We start from the raw sequence: 16,449 nt of genomic DNA, 5'->3' as shown, positions 1-16,449 counted from the left end.
GAGACACGACGATAGGACGATGATGTCTGAGGATTTCCGGGTGCTGATCGTGGATGACGACTTCCACGTCGCAAAGCTCCATGCCGCCTACGTGGATTCCGTGGCGGGATTTCTCGCCCTGCCGCCGGCCGGTTCAGCCTCACTGGCGCTGCAATCCATCCACAGCCTGCGGCCGGACCTGGTGCTGCTGGATGTGTATCTGCCCGACGCCTCGGGTCTGGATCTCCTGCACCAGCTGGACGTTGACACGATGATCCTGAGCGCGGCCTCCGATGCCGCATCGCTGCGGACGGCGTTCCGCCGGGGCGCCCTCGGATACCTGCTGAAGCCGTTCACCGCGGAGTCTCTGTCCCAGCAGCTTCGGTCCTATGCCCGGTACCGGCGGATCCTCGGCCAGCCCGGGGCGTTGGACCAGGAGACGGTGGAACGGGCCAAACGCGCCCTGATTCCGGGCGACGTTTCGCCGTCGGCCAGACCCCGCTCGGCCACTGAAGCGGCGGTGCTGGAGTCCCTGGTGCCGGGCGAACAGTATTCCGCAGCCGACGTCGCCGGGCGCGTGGGGGTGTCCCGGGCCACCGCCCAGCGGTACCTCTCATCGCTGGCGGATGACGGCGCCGTCGAAATCCAGCTCAGGTACGGGACCACAGGCCGGCCGGAACACCGCTACGGCCTCCCCGCGTCCTAACCAAGCAGCGCGGGGGTGTAGGTGCTAGCTGGCGCTCTTCTGTGCGACCAGTTCGATTTCCACGAGCATCTCGGGATCGAGGAACGGCAGCACGTGAACCAGGGACAGCGCGGGGCGGATCTCGCCGAAGACCTCGCCGTGGGCACGTCCGGCGTCTTCCCACTTGCTGATGTCCGTCAGGTAGAGCTTGGACTGCACGACGTCGGCGAGGCCGAAGCCGGCGTCGGCAAGGACCTTTTCCAGCTTCTGCAGGATGTACTTGGTCTGCTCATAGAAGTCGCTACCGACGATGCCGTCCTCGCCGCTTGACGACGTGGCAGAGATGTACAGCGTGTTGTCCACCTGGACCGCGCGGGAATAGCCGAGGGTCTGCTCCCAGACGGAGCCGGTACCGAAGGTCTTGCGCATGGTGCGCCTTTCGCTGGGGCCGCATGCCCGCCGGCCGCGTTCGCAGCGGTGGGAAATGGGCCGGAGGAATGAGTCGGCACCACTCTAGGTCGGCTGGACGTCCAGCCGGAAAACCAGCAGCTTTATGTCGGTGTCCGGCACAAACCAGTCCCGCTCGGGAACACGACGGAATCCGGTCTTCCGATACAGCCCGTGGGCGCTCTCCCAGGTCCTGCCCGTGGTCAGGGCCACGGCGCGGATGCCGTCCAGGGACCTGGCGTGCTCGATGATGGCTTCGACCATGGCCAGGCCCGCGCCGCTGCGCTGCACGGCAGGGTCCACCACTAGCATCCGGAATTCGAGTTCGTCGTCGAGGGCGATGTCCGCATACGGCTCGCCGGCAACCGCCAGCGTCACCGAGCCCACGACCTGCCCGTCCCGCTCGGCGACCCAGATGGTTGCCTGCGCCGCGCGGCGGGCCACATCCTGGATCTGCCTCATGTACGGGTGGTCTGCGCTGTCAAAGTATCCCGCCGCCAGGTAGGAGTCGCGGGTAATGCGCGCTATCGCCTCGTAGTCGGCGGGGACGGCTGGACGGACAATGATCTGCGGCTGCACCTGTCAATGCTAGTTCCGCCTGCCGGATACCCCGCGCGAAACAGGCGTTTCCGTGACTGAACTATCACGCCATGTGCCGTCGTGTCAGAGCGGGAATTTGCCCGAAAGCTCCAGCGTGCCCGCGCACGTCCACGCCGCAAGCCGCTCCTCGTCGGACGGTCCGCCGTCCAGCGGGCTGGTCAGCCGGGGCCTGCGGACCCAGCAACCCGCTTCCTCGGCAATCAGCGCCCCCGCCGAAAAGTCGTGCTCGTTGAGGCCACGCTCACCAAAGGCATCATGGGTGCCGTCTGCCACCAGGCACAGATCCAAGGCTGCGGAGCCGAGCCTCCGGATGTCCGCAAAGCCCTCCATGAGACCGCCGAGGAGGCTGGCTTGGTCCTCCCGCGTGGCGGGGTCGTAGCTGAAGCCCGTGGCAAGGATCTGCCCTTGGCGCCCAATCACGGGTCCGGTGAGCTGGGTCCGGCTGCCGTTGTGTTCGAGCCAGGCACCGTGGCCGCGGGAGGCGTAATACACGCGGCCCAGCGCCGGGGCGTTGACGACGCCGGCCAGCCACACGCCGTCGGCGTCGGCAACCGCCACGGACGTGGCGTAGTAGACGATGTTGCGGATGAAGTTGGTGGTCCCGTCCAGCGGATCTATGGACCAGCGCAGACCGCTCGGATCCTCGGGGCGCGTGGTGCCCTGTTCCTCGCCGGTGATGGTGTCCTGCGGACGGGCGGAGCGAATGGCGTCCCGGACCGCTTTCTCGGCCGCCACGTCGAAGGCGGTGACCCAGTCGCCGGCCGCGCTCTTATTGCTGACGTCGGCCAGGGCTGAGTCCTGGCGCGTAGAGAGGACCGCGGCGCCGGCGGCAGCCGCCGCCTTTGCCACCTCAAGCAACTCGTTCACGTCTGGGCTCATTCGGCGCCGTTCCCGTCCAGGCCGGCGGATGCTTCCTCGAAATCACCGGCGGCACCGTCATTGTCATCGTCACCGTGAGCGTCGCCGTTGGCACCGGCGCCGTTCTGCCCGTTTGCCAGCAGTTCCCGGAATCCGTCCTCGTCGAGCACGGGCACGCCCAGCTGTTCCGCCTTGTCCATCTTGGTCCCGGCGTTGTCTCCGGCGACGAGGTAGCTGGTGTTCTTGGACACCGAACCGGCCGCCTTGCCGCCGCGGACCAGGATGGCTTCCTTGGCCTCGTCGCGGCTGAAGTGTTCCAACGTCCCCGTGACCACGATGGTCAGCCCTTCGAGGGTACGCGGCGTGGATTCATCCCGTTCGTCCTCCATGCGCACGCCGGCAGCGGCCCAGCGGTCGACGATTTCGACGTGCCAGTCCTCGGCAAACCATTCCTTGAGCGCGGCGGCGATCGTGGGGCCCACACCGTCAACGCCGGCCAGTTCTTCTTCCGAGGCCTGCCGGATGGCGTCCATGGAGCCGAAGTGGTTGGCCAGGGCACGGGATGCCCGGGGGCCGACGTGCCTGATGGACAGGGCGACCAGCACGCGCCACAGCGGCTGGGTCTTGGCCTTTTCGAGTTCCTTGAAGAGTTTCTCGGTGGTTGCGGTGGGCTTGGACGGGGACTTGGCCGTGCCCTTGCTGTAGAAGTAGGGCACGAGTTCGTACTCCCCCGTGCCGACACCCTTGGACCGCTTTTCGCGCCGGATCTTCACCGGGGCGAGATCCTCACGGGTCAGGTCGAAAAGGGCGGCCTCGGTGGTGAGCGGCGGGACTTCCGGCTCCGCCGGCTGGGTGAGGGCGATGGCGGCCTCCCAGCCCAGCGCTTCAATGTCGAACCCTCCCCTGCCTGCGAGGTGGAAAACCCGCTCGCGGAGCTGGGACGGGCAGGACCGCGCATTGGGGCAGCGGATATCGACGTCGCCCTCCTTCGCCGGGGCGAGCGGGGTGCCGCAGGACGGGCACTCGGTGGGCATGACGAAGTCGCGCACCGGCGGATGCTGCTGGTCACGCAGGGCGAGCACCGGACCCACGATCTCGGGAATGACGTCCCCGGCCTTGCGGAGGATCACGATGTCGCCGATCTTCACGCCCTTGGCCTTGACCACGTCCTGGTTGTGGAGCGTGGCCATTTCAACGGTGGATCCTGCCACCTTCACCGGCACCATGATGCCGAACGGCGTGACGCGCCCGGTGCGCCCGACGTTCACCGCGATGTCCAGGAGCTTGGTGTGCACTTCTTCGGGCGGGTACTTGTAGGCCACCGCCCAGCGCGGAACACGCGTGGTGAAGCCCAGGGCACGCTGCGTGGCGAAGTCATCCACCTTCACCACAATGCCGTCGATCTCATGCAGCAGGCTGTGGCGCTTGTCCCCGTACTTGGCGATGAATTCCAGGACTTCTGCCAGGCTGCCGAGCACCTCGAAGTACGGGCTGACGGGCAGCCCCCACTCCGCCAGCAGCTTGTACGTCTCGGACTGGCTGGCGCTCGGAAGGCCGTCGCGGGCGCCGATCCCGTGGACGAACATCTTCAGCGGCCGCTTGGCGGTCTCGGCGGGGTCCTTCTGCCGGATTGAGCCGGCGGCCGCGTTGCGCGGATTGGCCAAGGGCGCTTTTCCTGCCTCGATGAGTGCCTCGTTGAACTCAGCGAAAGCCTTGGAGGGAATGAACACCTCGCCGCGGACTTCCATTTCTGCCGGAAATCCGCTGCCGCTGAGCTGCTGCGGAATTTCCTTGATGGTGAGCACATTGTGGGTGATGTCCTCACCGGTGGTGCCGTCCCCGCGGGTGGCAGCCCGGACCAGCTTGCCGTCCCGGTACAGCAGATTGACCGCCAGGCCGTCGATTTTCAGTTCCGTCAGCCACGCCGCCGCGGGGCTTCCAATTTTGGCGATGCCCGCCTCCGCCTTGGCAATCCAGGCTTCCAGCTCCTCAAGGGAAAACACGTCCTCCAGGCTGTACATCCGCTGCAGGTGTTCGACGGCGGCAAACGCCGCGGACACTTCGCCGCCCACTTCCTGGGTGGGTGAATCGTTGGATACCAGTTCGGGATGGAGCGCCTCCAGCTCCTCCAGCCGCCGGAACAGGGTATCGAACTCCGCATCGGATACGAGAGGTTCGTCCTCCTGGTAGTAGGCGAAGCGGTACTTCCGGACGAGGTCCACCAATTTTTGGTATTCGTCGCGGACCGACTCAGACGGAATCGCTTCCGGCTCGAGCTGGTCAATTCCGGATGCCTGGTCAGTTCCGGATGCTGCCGTTTCTGCGGGACCTGATGCTGTGCTCACAGACCTATCTTGCCTTACCCCCCGGACATTATGCCTGAACCGTCAGTCTCACCAGTGGCCCGCGAGGCGGTTTCTGGTCCACAGGGCGAGCACGAGTACGCCGAAGCCCACCAGCAGGACCCCTCCGGTGATGATGAAGACACTCAGGGTTCCGGCGTCGGGGCCTTGATCGTCCGTGCTGACGGCAGCAGCGTGGCTCGCCTTCGTGGGGGATTCAATCGGCTTGTTCCAATTGGACTCGGCCGTCGGGCTGGAATCCGAACGGCTCGGCGCGGCGCTGGCCGTGGTGGGGACCGCCGTCGTGGGGACGGAACTGGTGGACGGTGCCGCAGTCGCCGTCGTTCGCCCCGTGGCCTGCGCGGTCGGAGCGGGCGCTGCGGTGGGGGCAGCCGGAGCGGGAGGCACGGAAGGCTGGGCCGGAGCCACCGGCTGTTTCGGTCCGGGCACCGGCGGCTTCTTTGAACGCGGCGGTGCCGGCGAAGGCTCGGCTGTCGGCGTCGGAGAACCGGTCGCGCATGGTTGTGTGGGCAGGCACAGCAGACCGGCCTGAGCGGCCCCCGCACCGCCTGCCAGCGCGACGAAGGCCAGCACTGTGGCAGCGAGTCCGAGCACGAGCGCGGTCGGCAGGAAATGAGTTCTAGTCATGGTCACCTTTGCTGCCGCGCGCAGGACTCCCCGCACCGAGTGTCTGTCCTGGGTATCTTCCTACAGGCCTTTTGGGACAACCAAATCCCTCACTGCCGGTTTTCCGGTGGCAGTGCGATCTGAAGCTTGCGCACCTTGCCCCTGCCCACGATGTAGCCCCTGCCGGGAATGAAGTCAGAGCTGACCCGCCCGAGCGATGTGTTGAGCAGGCTGTCGCCGTCAATGTCACCCGGGTTAATCAGGAGGCCGCGCCGTCCGGACTTGAAGGGCTGGGCCAGCGACCATGCCGAGGACCAGGTGGAGGTCTCGGATTCACCCACCACCCACTGGTCGGCCTTGATCGAAGCCGTGACGAGCCGCTCCACGCCCGATTCGGCGAGGGTGCCCGTGAACTCCGTAAGCCCCTCGATGAAGATGGCCAGCTTCCCCGGGTTGGCCGAGGAATGGTCGGTCAGTGCCTCGACCGCCTCCTCGACGTCGTCGGCCCCCACCATCGAACGGTTCCAGACGGGCAGTGATGCCACGGCGGATCTACGCGAGGCGATGTACACGAGCTCGGTGTCGGGGTTTGAACGCCGCAGCGCATAGGCCAGCGTCACGAGCGCCACGGTCCGCCCGGAGCCCGGCGGCCCGGCAAGCAGCAGCGGGCCCTTGGCCAGGAGGACTGCGGGCTGAAGCGTCTCGTCGTCGACGCCGACCACGGGCTGGTCCGCCCGCCCGGCGGGCAGGATATCCAGGTCCACCTGCTCCGGCAGCCGTTCGATCCGCGGGGCCGGCTCCACGCCCTGGCGAAGCATGGCCTCGCTGAGCTTGTGGACCTCGCGGGCCTGCAGGGCCAGGTTGGAGTTGCCGCCCAGAACGGCCAGCTGCACTTCGTGGTTGCCGAGGAGGCCGCGACCGGGCGGCGAGGCCTTGCCGAGGACGTCCTTCGGGACGTCCATGCTCATGTAGTCGTCCTCTGAGGACAGCCGCAGCACCAGCCGCCGCTGGATGGAGGCAAGCAACGACGGCGGGACCGAGTTGGGCCGGTCACCGGCAACAACGAGATGGATGCCCAGGGGACGGCCGTCGGTGGCCAGCTGCAGGAAGATGTCCCACAGCCCGGACAGCCGCGTGTACTCGTAGGCTTCCCGGAATGCGGACATGCCGTCCACGAGCACGAAGATGCGCTTCTCATCCGGCATGCCGGCCAGCTTCCTGTATTCCACGATGGTGGATGCCCGGACCTCGGCGAAGCGGGAGGCACGGTCCTCGGCGAGGTCGCGGAGCCAGCGCAGGAGACGGCCTACCCGCTCGGCGTCATCGCCGTCGATGATCTCGCCCACGTGAGGGAGTTCCTCGAGCATCGTCAGGCCCGCGGAACCGCTGTCGATGCCGTACACGTGCACGGGGCCGCCGCGCGGCGTCACCGCGGCCGCGATGGCGATGCCCCGCAGGGCCGCGGACTTGCCCGAGCCGCCCGTACCGTAAATGGCCATGTTGCCGTCCCGGTCCGGCTCGTAGAAGACCGTGGGCTGATCCTGGCGGGCAGGATCGTCGGCGACGCCCAGCAGGAGCCGCTCGTCGGTGCGCGGGTTGGGCAGCAGGGAGAAGTCGTAGGTCATGGCCAGTTCGTTCAGCCACGGCTTGCGTGGCGGTTCGATGGCCAGCATGTCCGCGGCGCGGATGACGTTGGCCGTCATCCGCGCGATGTCGTTGGGCCCTGCGGGTTCTTCCCTGAGGGCTGTCTCCGGCGCCGGGGTTTCCCAGGCGGGGCCGGAGCCAAAGGCCATCTCCACAATGTCGATCTGCGGACGCTGGGGACGTTCCGTGGTCCAGCCGCCGGCATAGCCGGTCTGGAAACCCTGGATCCGGCCCGGACCTGTCTTCGCCGCGCCGCGCCCCGGAATGGAGGGATCGAAGTAGGCGGCGTCCGGTACGCCCAGGATGTCCGTGGCATCGTCCTCATCGGCCATGCGCAGCGCCACCCGGAGGTTGGTGTTGGCGCGCAGGCTCTCCTTGATGACACCGGCCGGGCGCTGGGTCGCGAGGATCAGATGCAGTCCGAGCGACCGGCCCCTGGCGGCGACGTCAACAACTCCGTCCACGAACTCCGGCACCTCGGTGGCCAGGGCAGCGAACTCGTCCACCACAATCACCAGGTACGGCGGCGCGTCCGGATCGGCGTCGCGCTGCAGGGCCAGCAGGTCCTTGGCCTTTTTTCGGTTCAGCAGGCGTTCGCGGTAGTGGAGTTCAGCCCGGAGGGACGTCAGCGCCCGCCGCACCAGGTGCGGGGAAAGGTCGGTGACCAGGCCCACGGTGTGCGGCAGGTGCAGGCAGTCAGCAAAGGCGGCGCCGCCCTTGTAGTCCACGAACAGGAAACTGACCCGGTCGGGGCTGTACGCCGTGGCCATGCCCAGTACCCAGGACTGCAGGAACTCGGACTTGCCGGCACCGGTAGTGCCGCCCACCAGCGCGTGCGGGCCTTCGTTCTTGAGGTCCAGGTACAGCGGCTCGACGCCCTTGGAGCCCACGAGGGCGCGCAACGAGCCGTTGTCCTTGCGGTTCGCGACGGCGGTGGACCGGACGGAGTTGTTCTCCTGCCAGCGTTCAACCACCGCGTCGGGATTATCCAGGAAGTCCTTGCCGATCAGCGCCGCGTAGGACACGGCCCGAGGCAGGTTGGAGTCGTCCTCCAAGGGTTTCCCGGCGTCGACGACCGGCGAAAGCATGCGGGCCAGCTGGGCGGCGAGGTCGGCATCGAGGCTCTCGCAGCTGACGGGGTAGGTATGGCGCCCCAGCCTCACCTGCCCGGTGGTGGTGCCGTGTTCGCCGTCGACCTCCATGAAGTCGCGGCATGCGGCGGGAATCGCCTCCACGCCGGTGGCAACCCACAGAACGTGCACACCCGCGTCGGGCCCGCGCTCCACCAGGCGGGTCAGCCGTCCACGGTCCACGGGGGCGTCGTCCTCGATGATGACCAGGACAGAGGGCAGCACCGGGGCGGGAACATCGCCGTCGTCGCCGTGGACGCCCGGCCGGAGTGCGGGGCCGTGCGACTGCAGCGCGGCTTCGCGGGATTCCACCAGATCCTCGAGGCGTGCCAGCAGGCTCGCCCCGCTGGCCGAGCCCGTGGCCAGATGGTCGCCGGGGAGCGGGCTGTGGCTCGAGCCAACGTGCGGAAGCCACTGCAGCCAGTTCCAGCGTTCCCGGGAACGGGTGGAGGTGATGGCCGCCACTGCGACCTCGGCGGGCGAATGGAGGCCCACCAGCTGCAGCACCATGCCGCGTGCCACATCGTCCACCAGTCCCCGGGGCCCGGCCAGGCCGAACGCACCGGAGGAGCGCAGCTGCGACACTACGGGCACGCCCTCGATCTCCCGGAACTGCTGGAGGCATTCCTGGATTTCGAGCCGGAACCCGGCCTCGGTCTCCGCGGTGTTCGGTTCTTCGAGCGGGATCCGCGACGGCGCCGTCCCCAGCCCGAAGCGAAGGCCGAGGAAGCCCGGGTGCTCAGGACGGTGGGTCCAGAGCAGCGGGCCGAGTTTGTAGATGGAGTCCACGGTGTCGCTGACCGACGGAGCCTCCTGCAGCCGGACAGCCCGTTCCACCTGCTGCAGGGCGGTGAGCTCCTGCCGGAACGCGGCCATGGACTCCCGGTACTCCTTGAGCTGTTCCTTTCGTTCCCGCTTACTCTGCAGTTTCTGGTCCACGTAGTGCCCGACGACGAACAGCGGCATCATCAGCACGAAGAGCATCGAGAGCAGGCTCTGCGTCACGGCGAACAGGACGGCCCCCATCATCAGCGGGGCAATCAGCATGATGTAGGGGAACGCGTGGTGATCCGGGCGTTTTGGTCCGGCCGGCGGGATCCGCCGCGCGGGTGCGAACCGGGGCACCACCCGCGGCGAACGGTTGAAATCAACCAGGGGCGACGTCGGTGCTGCCGCGCCGCTGCGGGCCAGCGGCACCACCGTGATCTCTGTGTCCCCGAGCGTCACCGTGTCCGAGGAGCTGAGCGTGGCCCGGGTGATGGGCAGCCCGCCCATCTGCAGTCCGTTGGCAGAATTCGTGTCGACGATCTCGACGCTCTCGCCCACGCTGATGCGTGCGTGCCGCTTCGAGGTGAGAGGGTCCGTGAGCCGGATATCGGCGTCCCGGTCCCGGCCGATGTAGCTGGCGCCCGACGGCAACGAAAACTCGCGCCCGACGTCGGGCCCTGACAGTACGCGGAGGGTGGCGGCGGCGGGGCCGCGGCCCGCCCCCTGGCCGCCGGCCCCCGGGATGCCGAACTGGTCGCTGACCTGCGTCAGGGACACCACCGATCCGGGCCGCAGTCCCGATTCCAGCAGGTGGTCCCCGCGGTTGAGCACCAGGCCGCGCATGCCGCCGGCCACGAACGCCTCGTCGATGCGGAGGGAGAGGTTCGGCGGGGCCGGGTCGTTCCGCCGCCCCGGATCGGCGGTCCAGAGTTCCCGCGCGATGTCGGCCACCGTGGCCAGACCATCCACCGTGACGGCGAGGTCTTTGGCTTCGGCGGGATCACGGCGCAGCGTCAGGCGGATTTTCATCCTTCGTCGACCCCTCTCATCTTTTCAATCAGGTACAGGTCATCGGGGGTCACCAGGTGCGAGGTAACGGCGTGCTCCACAAGGCGGGCCCGCCGGTTGGTGGCCAGTTTGCCGCCCCCTCCCCTGAGGCCGGCCACGCCGACGCGGTCCAGCTTGTCGCACACGTTGTCCAGCTTCCGGTTGAACCGGGTAAGTGCCCAGCCGAGGGTCTTTGCGGCGGCCGCGGACGACGGTATGGCGCTGAATCCGGTGCCTTCCCTGCGCAGCATGGGCTCGGCGAGCGCGACGATGAGTGCCTTCTGGGAGTCGGTGAACACCACCGGGCCGATGGTCGTGTCGCCGGCCGTGTCGTCCCCGCGGGTTTCCTGCCGGAACGCGGGCGTTTTCACGTGGACGCTGAATTCGTAGGTGGTGGGGCCGGCCGTAAAGATGATGTTGGTGTGGCTGAAGACCAGGGGCAGCCGGGCACCCGGCGACAGCCAGGCCTGCATGCCGCCGGAGGCGTCGGCCACCGTGGCCGAGAGCATGCTCCCGACGTTGCTGAGCCACCAGATGCCGTCGTACCTGGCAATCTCGAGGAAGCGGCGGTGGAGGTATGGGTTGTCGTCCACCTCCAGGTCCCCTTCACGGCCGATGCTGAAGACGTCGTCGTCCGATGGCTCGTACCACTCGCCGCAGAAATCTACCGCAAGATCTCCCATTTTTCCGTGTCTCCTCATTAGCTGTTCGGGCCCATTAGCTGTTCGGGGGCTGTGGTAGTCCGGGGCCCGGCGTCAGACGCACGCAATGGAGTCCTCGCCCGCGGGCGATGCCGAGCCGTCATTGCGCACGATGATCACCTGCACGCATGTGGGTTCACCGGGATTGGCGCTGACGTCGACGCTCCGCGCGGCGGTTGACAGGTAGTTCCCGCCGCCTTTGACGGTCTTGATCCGCCACTTGTACATGTCACCCTGTTTCGGCTGCGGATTGGTCCAGGTGAACCGCACCTTGCCGCCGGCTCTGGCGCTGCCCGTGAGCTTGGCGACGTCCGGCACGGAGCCGTCGTCCAGGGCGTCGGCCGGCGGCTTGCTGGGCTGCTCACTCGGCAGGGCCTGGGGCGGCGGCGCGGCTGACGCGACAATAATGCCCACCACAATGGCCAGCACCAGGAGCGTTCCGCCGGCGATGGCCAGCCAGAGGTTCCGTTTCCCGTGGTCCTCTGAGGGTTCCGGGTTTTCCGGTCCTTCTGCCTGCCCGGTCCGGCTGCTCCGGAGGACAGTGGCCCCCGCCCAGTCGCCCTGGTCCGGTTCCGCAGGCGGAAACGCCGCGGTCTGTGGGACCGCCTGTGGTGCCGGAGCCGCCGCCTGCTGCCCCTGCGGCACACCATTCAGCGGAGTGACGCCGGTCAGCGGCCAGGTCCGCGACGGAAAAGTCGGGCCGCTCCCGGTTTTCTCGGGGTCGATGGAGGCAACGTTCCGGACCCTGGTCTCCTCCACGCCGTCGTCGGAATGGTCGTCCTCCGGGTGCCGCTCCTCCAGGACTTCGAACGGTGTTACCGAGAGGTTCAGCTCCGCCTGGATGCGCTGCAGCGCGAGGGCGAAGGCGTGGGCCGACGAATAGCGGGACGTCGCTGATTTTGCCATAGCCGTTGCCAGTGCGAGCTCAAGTGATTCGGGCACGTCGGCCCTGCCAAGGCGCGGCACGGGCATGCTGGTGATCCGCGAGATCAGTTCGCGCTGGGAGTTGTCAGCGCCGGGCAGGACAAACGGGGACCGTCCGGCCAGCAGCGTGTAGAGGGTGGCGCCGAGCGCCCACACATCCACCAGGACGCCGTCGACGTTTCCGTCGCGGAACTGTTCGGGCGGGGACCACGGAATGGACATCCCCGCGTCGTCGTCCGCGTCGCCGCCGAGCGTGCCGGAGATGCCGAAGTCCGTCAGTGCAGGACGGTTGTAGTCGGTGACCAGGATGTTGGCGGGCTTGATGTCGCGGTGCGCAATGCCGGCCCGGTGGGCGGTCTCCACGGCGGAGGCCACCTGGATGCCGATGGCCAGGACCTCGTCGACGCTGAAGCGCTGCCGCCGGTACCGGACGTCCAGGCTGGGCCGCGAGCAGTATTCCATGGCGAGGTAGGAGTGCCCGTCCCCGGTGACCTCGGCTTCGAAGATGGTCACGATGAAAGGGTGCGAGGACAGCTGGGCCATGAGGTTGGCCTCGGACTCGAACCTGCGCCGGGCGCCCTCCGTCTTGAGGCCGGACAGCAGGACCTTCACCGCCACCTTGCGGCGTGGACGGTCCTGTTCATAAAGGTAGACGTCGGAGAACCCGCCCGAACCGAGCAGGCTGACGTACGTGAAACCGGGAATGTGGGGCGGCGGGGCTGGCGGCCGCTTGGAACTCAAAGAATCTCCTCAAAACGCAACGAGACGTCGTCGCCAAGTTCTGCGATGTCCCCGTCCAGGACGATCGCCATTTCATTCTGGGCCAGGCGGCGCGGCGGCTGGCCCTCGCGGACCAGCACAGTGCCGTTAGTCGCCTTGAGGTCGCACAGCATCACATGCCAGCCCTCGAGCCGGACCTCGATGTGGGACCGTGAGATGTCGCCGCCGGGGCTGGCCACCTGGACCAGCCGCGGCATGGCACCGCCCTGCACCCTGGAAACGGACGGCTGCCGGCCAATGACAAGTGACTCATCGAGTCCGATCACTTCACCGGTGGAGAGCCGCACCTGCCCCAACCGGGGACGTGGCACCTGCACAGCGACGTCGGGAAGCGGCACACCGCACGTGGAACACTGCCCGTTGGTGGGAGGGTTCGCGTGACCTGCCGCGCACACCCTGGCCAGAACCAGCGGACCGGCGCCTAGCGGACCGCCGCCCGGCGCTGCTCCCGACGCAGTTTGTGGCTGGGCCGGCGCAGCCCTGAGCTCACTCTTGAGAACCGTCTGGCCGTCGTGGTCGCCGTCGCCGGATGCTGCCGGCGCCTCCGGATGGACCTGTTCGGGCTGCAGCTTGTCCGCGGCCGTTTCCGGGCGGGCGAACATTGGGGAGAACGACGGCGGCGCAGGAGGACGCTGCCCGCTGTCACTGCGGGTGGCCCACGGCACGGAATCGATCAGCCCTCCCGCCGCTGCGCCTGCCGCCGGGCCCGTCTCCGCATATCCGGTACTGGGCGACTGGTTCGGTGACAGGCTTTCCTGTGACTGAGTTTCCGCTGACGGGATTTCTTCCGCGTGGATTTCTACCGTCCCGGTTTCCGAGGCACCTGCATCCGGAGCCTCAGCGGCATCCGGAATGTCAGGAGCACCAGGTGATGCGGCTGCAGCCTCCGGAAGGTCTTCATCGGAGTCTTCACCGGTGCGCACAGCCGCGCCCTCGATGCTGCGCACCACGGTCTTGTCCCACAGATGGTCATATGAACTGGTGAGTTCGCTGGCCGGCGGCAGCACCTCACCGGAACTGCCGTCTTCTTCCAACGCCAGCTCGTCCGGCTGCGGCTCGTCCGGCACCACAGCATCCACGCGCGTCTGATCGAATACAGTCTCATCAGACACCGTCTCATCAGACTCTGCCTGTTCGAACACCGCCTCACCAGACTCTTGCTCGGTCTCATCAGACACCGCCTCACCGGCCACGGCCGGTTCCGGGCCCGCGGCCGCTTCGACGGTTGCCACCGGCAGTGCCGCCATGGTTTCCGACGAGGCTTCCACCGCCGCCAACGTCACTGCCGCGGCTCCGCCACCGGCTCCGGCTCCGGCTCCTGTTCCGTCCCCGGCCATAGCCAGCCGCAGGGCTTGGAGAAGGAACACGCCCTCTCCAACTGGCAGTTCGAGTGCGGGCAGCTCAGGGGCCGTGGATGACGGCAGGACAGCCTGACCGCCTGACGCGCCGGGAATGGTCAGAGTAAACCACTCCGGAGAGTCCAGCCACCGCTCCGTCCACGTGGTGACATTTCGGCCGTCGAGCGCCACGGTGCCGCTCTCAAGGTGAACCGTCAGATCGAGGTCACCGCGGAGGAAGACCCGCAGTGACTCGCGGAAGCCGATGATGCCGAACTGGGGACAGCGGGACAGCGGCACCCCCAGACCACCCGTCACAGCGTGCAATACCTCGTGTACCTCCGGCTGGCCTTGCAGCAGGTCCCAGACCTTCCGGACGAGGGCAGGTTCCGACTCCGGGCCCAAAATGACTGCCGTCCCCGACCGGAGGATCCCGAACCAGCTGCCTGGAGCGTAGCTAGCTGCGGTCATTCACTTTCCCCGTTTCCCGGGTTGCGCGGCAGCGTGTCCTCGTCCTCCGCTTCGGCCGCGGTCCTCGGTGCGGTGGTGGAGACGCCGTCCTCGTTCAGGACATTCCGGGCATCGACGACAATCACCGTGACGTTGTCGCGGCCGCCGCTCCTCAGCGCAGCCTGGATCAGCTGGTCCACGGCTTCCTGGGGGTCCGGAAACATGGTGAGGATCTCAAACATCTGGTCGTCCGTGAGTTCGCCGTTGAGGCCGTCGGAGCAGACCATGATGCGGTCGCCCTCCTCGATGGGAAGGAGCCAGTAGTCAGCTTCCGTCTCGTCGCCCGTGCCCAACGCCCGGGTGACGACGTGGCGGCGGGGATGGACGGTGGCCTGTTCCGCGGTGATTTCTCCGGTGTCCACCATCTCCTGTACTTCCGAGTGGTCCACGCTAACCTGCTCGAGCCTGCCTTGGCTCAGCCGGTATGTACGGGAGTCACCGATGTTCATGACAAGCCAGTACGGGATGCCCATCTGTTCCACCACCACCACGCCGGTCAGCGTGGTGCCCGCCCGGGATCCTGTGGCGGTGCGGATGGAGTCGTCCGCGATGGCCAGGTACTGCTGCACCACCGAGGCGGTGGCTGTCCGCTCTCCGGTGGCCAGCTGCGGAAGTGTTGCCAGGGCACGAACGCACATGCCGCTGGCGACTTCGCCGGCCTCATGGCCTCCCATTCCGTCCGCGACGGCGAATACAGGGTCGGACGCAATGAAGGAGTCCTCGTTGAGCTCGCGGCGAAGGCCGCGGTCCGTTCCGTAGCCGTAGCTCAGGTGGAGGCCTGGCTTGCTGCCGGCCGATTCGGTGCGGGCCGCCTGCTGTGAGTTCATGCCTGTCCTACGTTGAAGGTGCGGTCCCCGAAATGAACGGTGGTTCCGGGGCTGACAAATGATGGGACGCCGGGCACTAGCGCGGTGCGTACGCCGTCCGGTGTGGTGATAGCGCTGCCGTTGGTCGAGTTGCGGTCGGTGACCCATACACCGGCGCCGTCGGTGAGCAGGTGCAGATGCGTCTTCGAAATGGTCCGTCCTGGATCCGGGACGGCCAGCAGCTGCGCCTGGGACTCTCCGGCACCGGCGGCGGGATTGCGCCCAATCAGCACGCTGCGCTCCAACCGGAAGTCGCGGCCGTCGTCGAGCCTTATCCGAAGTACCGCCACAGGCGGTGCCTCCTGCCGGGAACCGCGCAACTGCGTGCTGTCGAGGGCATCGTCAGGGTGGCCGGCATCCCCCGGGCCGGAGTCCGGCTGGCCGGGCCAGGGCCGGTGTGCGGCGCCGGCCGCCACGGCCACGGGTGAAGTGACCTGCTGGACAGGAGGGAGGTCCAGCGGGGCGAAGCTGTACGGCCCCTGGATGCCGCCAGTCGTCACTGGGTTGCGTCCGGCATTTACGTCAAACACGAGGGTTTTGGCCGCCCGGTCCTGCCAACCCTGGAGCCCGCCGTCCCTGTCCCAGGAGTTGGAGACGACGACCAGGACGGCCCATGCGGCTCCCGCCAGGGCGAGCGGGCCGAGGATCAACGGGGCGGCATCGAACCACTTGAAAATCACCACGACGACGGCGGCCGCAACGGCCAGCAGCACACCGGAGCCGGTGACGGCTCCGCGCAGGATGACGGCGCCCGTCCCCGGGGCGTATCCGTCCTTGTCTGTAGTGCGGATACCCATGGCCCGGCTGCCAATGGTGCTGCCGGAACGGCCCTCAACGCCGGCGAGGACAGCAATATAGATGAGGGTCAGGCCCACCGCGATGCCTCCCAGCAGGGCCAGCGTTCCGGTGTCGTAGACGATGAATCCGCCGCTGCGGGAACTTGTCACGCTGGCGAAGCCGAGGGAAAAAAGGACCACGAGGACCACGGCCGGTGCAAGCCAGTCAAGCACCGCGGCGCCGAGGCGCTTTCCGGGTGCCGCCGGGACCAGTTCCAGTTTCGTTCCCATGTCCGTTCCTTCCCCCTGCAGCTCCCCCTGCCGCTCCCCCTGCCCGCTGGGGTTGATGCTACCGGGAATCCTTACGGGCTGCGTTGCCGCCCCGCAGGCGCCACAGTAGCTCGCCCCGGCACGGAGCGGCTGTCCGC

The 16,449-nt window shown here is 67.6% G+C and carries 12 protein-coding genes; 1 reads left to right on the top strand and 11 read right to left on the bottom strand.

Annotated features, from left to right (window positions below; all coding sequences use genetic code 11):
• Positions 1–22: 22 nt before the first annotated feature.
• On the top strand, positions 23–685 hold the full coding sequence (locus AC5RUM_RS05745) for a response regulator (RefSeq protein WP_494034214.1): 663 nt from the start codon (positions 23–25) through the stop codon (positions 683–685).
• Between the two features lie 24 nt (positions 686–709).
• Here AC5RUM_RS05745 and AC5RUM_RS05740 read toward each other — a convergent pair whose 3' ends face one another.
• From AC5RUM_RS05740 to AC5RUM_RS05690, 11 genes are all read right to left on the bottom strand, one after another.
• The gene (locus AC5RUM_RS05740; RefSeq protein ID WP_494034045.1) at positions 710–1,093 is read right to left on the bottom strand and encodes a RidA family protein; all 384 of its coding nucleotides are present in this window, start codon (positions 1,091–1,093) and stop codon (positions 710–712) included.
• A gap of 84 nt (positions 1,094–1,177) precedes the next feature.
• Complete coding sequence (locus tag AC5RUM_RS05735) at positions 1,178–1,690, bottom strand: GNAT family N-acetyltransferase (protein ID WP_494034044.1); 513 nt, start codon at positions 1,688–1,690, stop codon at positions 1,178–1,180.
• 84 nt (positions 1,691–1,774) lie between these two features.
• The gene (locus tag AC5RUM_RS05730; protein WP_494034043.1) at positions 1,775–2,590 is read right to left on the bottom strand and encodes an inositol monophosphatase family protein; all 816 of its coding nucleotides are present in this window, start codon (positions 2,588–2,590) and stop codon (positions 1,775–1,777) included.
• A complete protein-coding gene (gene ligA, locus AC5RUM_RS05725; protein WP_494034213.1) occupies positions 2,587–4,854 on the bottom strand; it encodes an NAD-dependent DNA ligase LigA in 2,268 nt (755 codons plus the stop codon). The genes AC5RUM_RS05730 and ligA overlap by 4 nt, the downstream gene beginning before the upstream one ends.
• Positions 4,855–4,962: 108 nt before the next feature.
• Positions 4,963–5,559, bottom strand: coding sequence for a hypothetical protein (locus tag AC5RUM_RS05720; RefSeq protein ID WP_494034042.1), 597 nt, complete (start codon positions 5,557–5,559; stop codon positions 4,963–4,965).
• An 89-nt stretch (positions 5,560–5,648) separates the two neighbouring features.
• Positions 5,649–10,109: a type VII secretion EssC family protein gene (locus AC5RUM_RS05715; protein ID WP_494034041.1), complete on the bottom strand. Its 4,461-nt coding sequence runs from the start codon at positions 10,107–10,109 to the stop codon at positions 5,649–5,651.
• Positions 10,106–10,810: an FHA domain-containing protein gene (locus AC5RUM_RS05710; RefSeq protein WP_494034040.1), complete on the bottom strand. Its 705-nt coding sequence runs from the start codon at positions 10,808–10,810 to the stop codon at positions 10,106–10,108. The genes AC5RUM_RS05715 and AC5RUM_RS05710 overlap by 4 nt, the downstream gene beginning before the upstream one ends.
• Positions 10,811–10,882: 72 nt before the next feature.
• On the bottom strand, positions 10,883–12,493 hold the full coding sequence (locus tag AC5RUM_RS05705; RefSeq protein WP_494034039.1) for a serine/threonine-protein kinase: 1,611 nt from the start codon (positions 12,491–12,493) through the stop codon (positions 10,883–10,885).
• Complete coding sequence (locus AC5RUM_RS05700; RefSeq protein WP_494034038.1) at positions 12,490–14,340, bottom strand: FHA domain-containing protein; 1,851 nt, start codon at positions 14,338–14,340, stop codon at positions 12,490–12,492. Before AC5RUM_RS05700 ends, AC5RUM_RS05705 begins: the two co-directional genes overlap by 4 nt.
• Positions 14,337–15,206: a PP2C family protein-serine/threonine phosphatase gene (locus AC5RUM_RS05695; protein WP_494034037.1), complete on the bottom strand. Its 870-nt coding sequence runs from the start codon at positions 15,204–15,206 to the stop codon at positions 14,337–14,339. Before AC5RUM_RS05695 ends, AC5RUM_RS05700 begins: the two co-directional genes overlap by 4 nt.
• A complete protein-coding gene (locus AC5RUM_RS05690; RefSeq protein WP_494034036.1) occupies positions 15,203–16,312 on the bottom strand; it encodes an RDD family protein in 1,110 nt (369 codons plus the stop codon). Before AC5RUM_RS05690 ends, AC5RUM_RS05695 begins: the two co-directional genes overlap by 4 nt.
• Between the last annotated feature and the right edge of the window lie 137 nt (positions 16,313–16,449).

It is taken from the genome of Arthrobacter sp. B2060 (assembly GCF_059090445.1).
Note: the sequence above shows the minus strand (reverse complement) of the source record. Positions and strands in the feature narration are given on the sequence as shown.

Excerpts from the sequence above, each read along its gene's own strand:
- AC5RUM_RS05745 (WP_494034214.1), top strand. The coding sequence starts at position 23 with ATGTCTGAGGATTTCCGGGTGCTGATCGTGGATGACGACTTCCACGTC.
- AC5RUM_RS05740 (WP_494034045.1), bottom strand. The coding sequence starts at position 1,093 with ATGCGCAAGACCTTCGGTACCGGCTCCGTCTGGGAGCAGACCCTCGGC.
- AC5RUM_RS05730 (WP_494034043.1), bottom strand. The coding sequence starts at position 2,590 with ATGAGCCCAGACGTGAACGAGTTGCTTGAGGTGGCAAAGGCGGCGGCT.
- AC5RUM_RS05720 (WP_494034042.1), bottom strand. The coding sequence starts at position 5,559 with ATGACTAGAACTCATTTCCTGCCGACCGCGCTCGTGCTCGGACTCGCT.
- AC5RUM_RS05715 (WP_494034041.1), bottom strand. The coding sequence starts at position 10,109 with ATGAAAATCCGCCTGACGCTGCGCCGTGATCCCGCCGAAGCCAAAGAC.
- AC5RUM_RS05710 (WP_494034040.1), bottom strand. The coding sequence starts at position 10,810 with ATGGGAGATCTTGCGGTAGATTTCTGCGGCGAGTGGTACGAGCCATCG.
- AC5RUM_RS05700 (WP_494034038.1), bottom strand. The coding sequence starts at position 14,340 with ATGACCGCAGCTAGCTACGCTCCAGGCAGCTGGTTCGGGATCCTCCGG.
- AC5RUM_RS05695 (WP_494034037.1), bottom strand. The coding sequence starts at position 15,206 with ATGAACTCACAGCAGGCGGCCCGCACCGAATCGGCCGGCAGCAAGCCA.
- AC5RUM_RS05690 (WP_494034036.1), bottom strand. The coding sequence starts at position 16,312 with ATGGGAACGAAACTGGAACTGGTCCCGGCGGCACCCGGAAAGCGCCTC.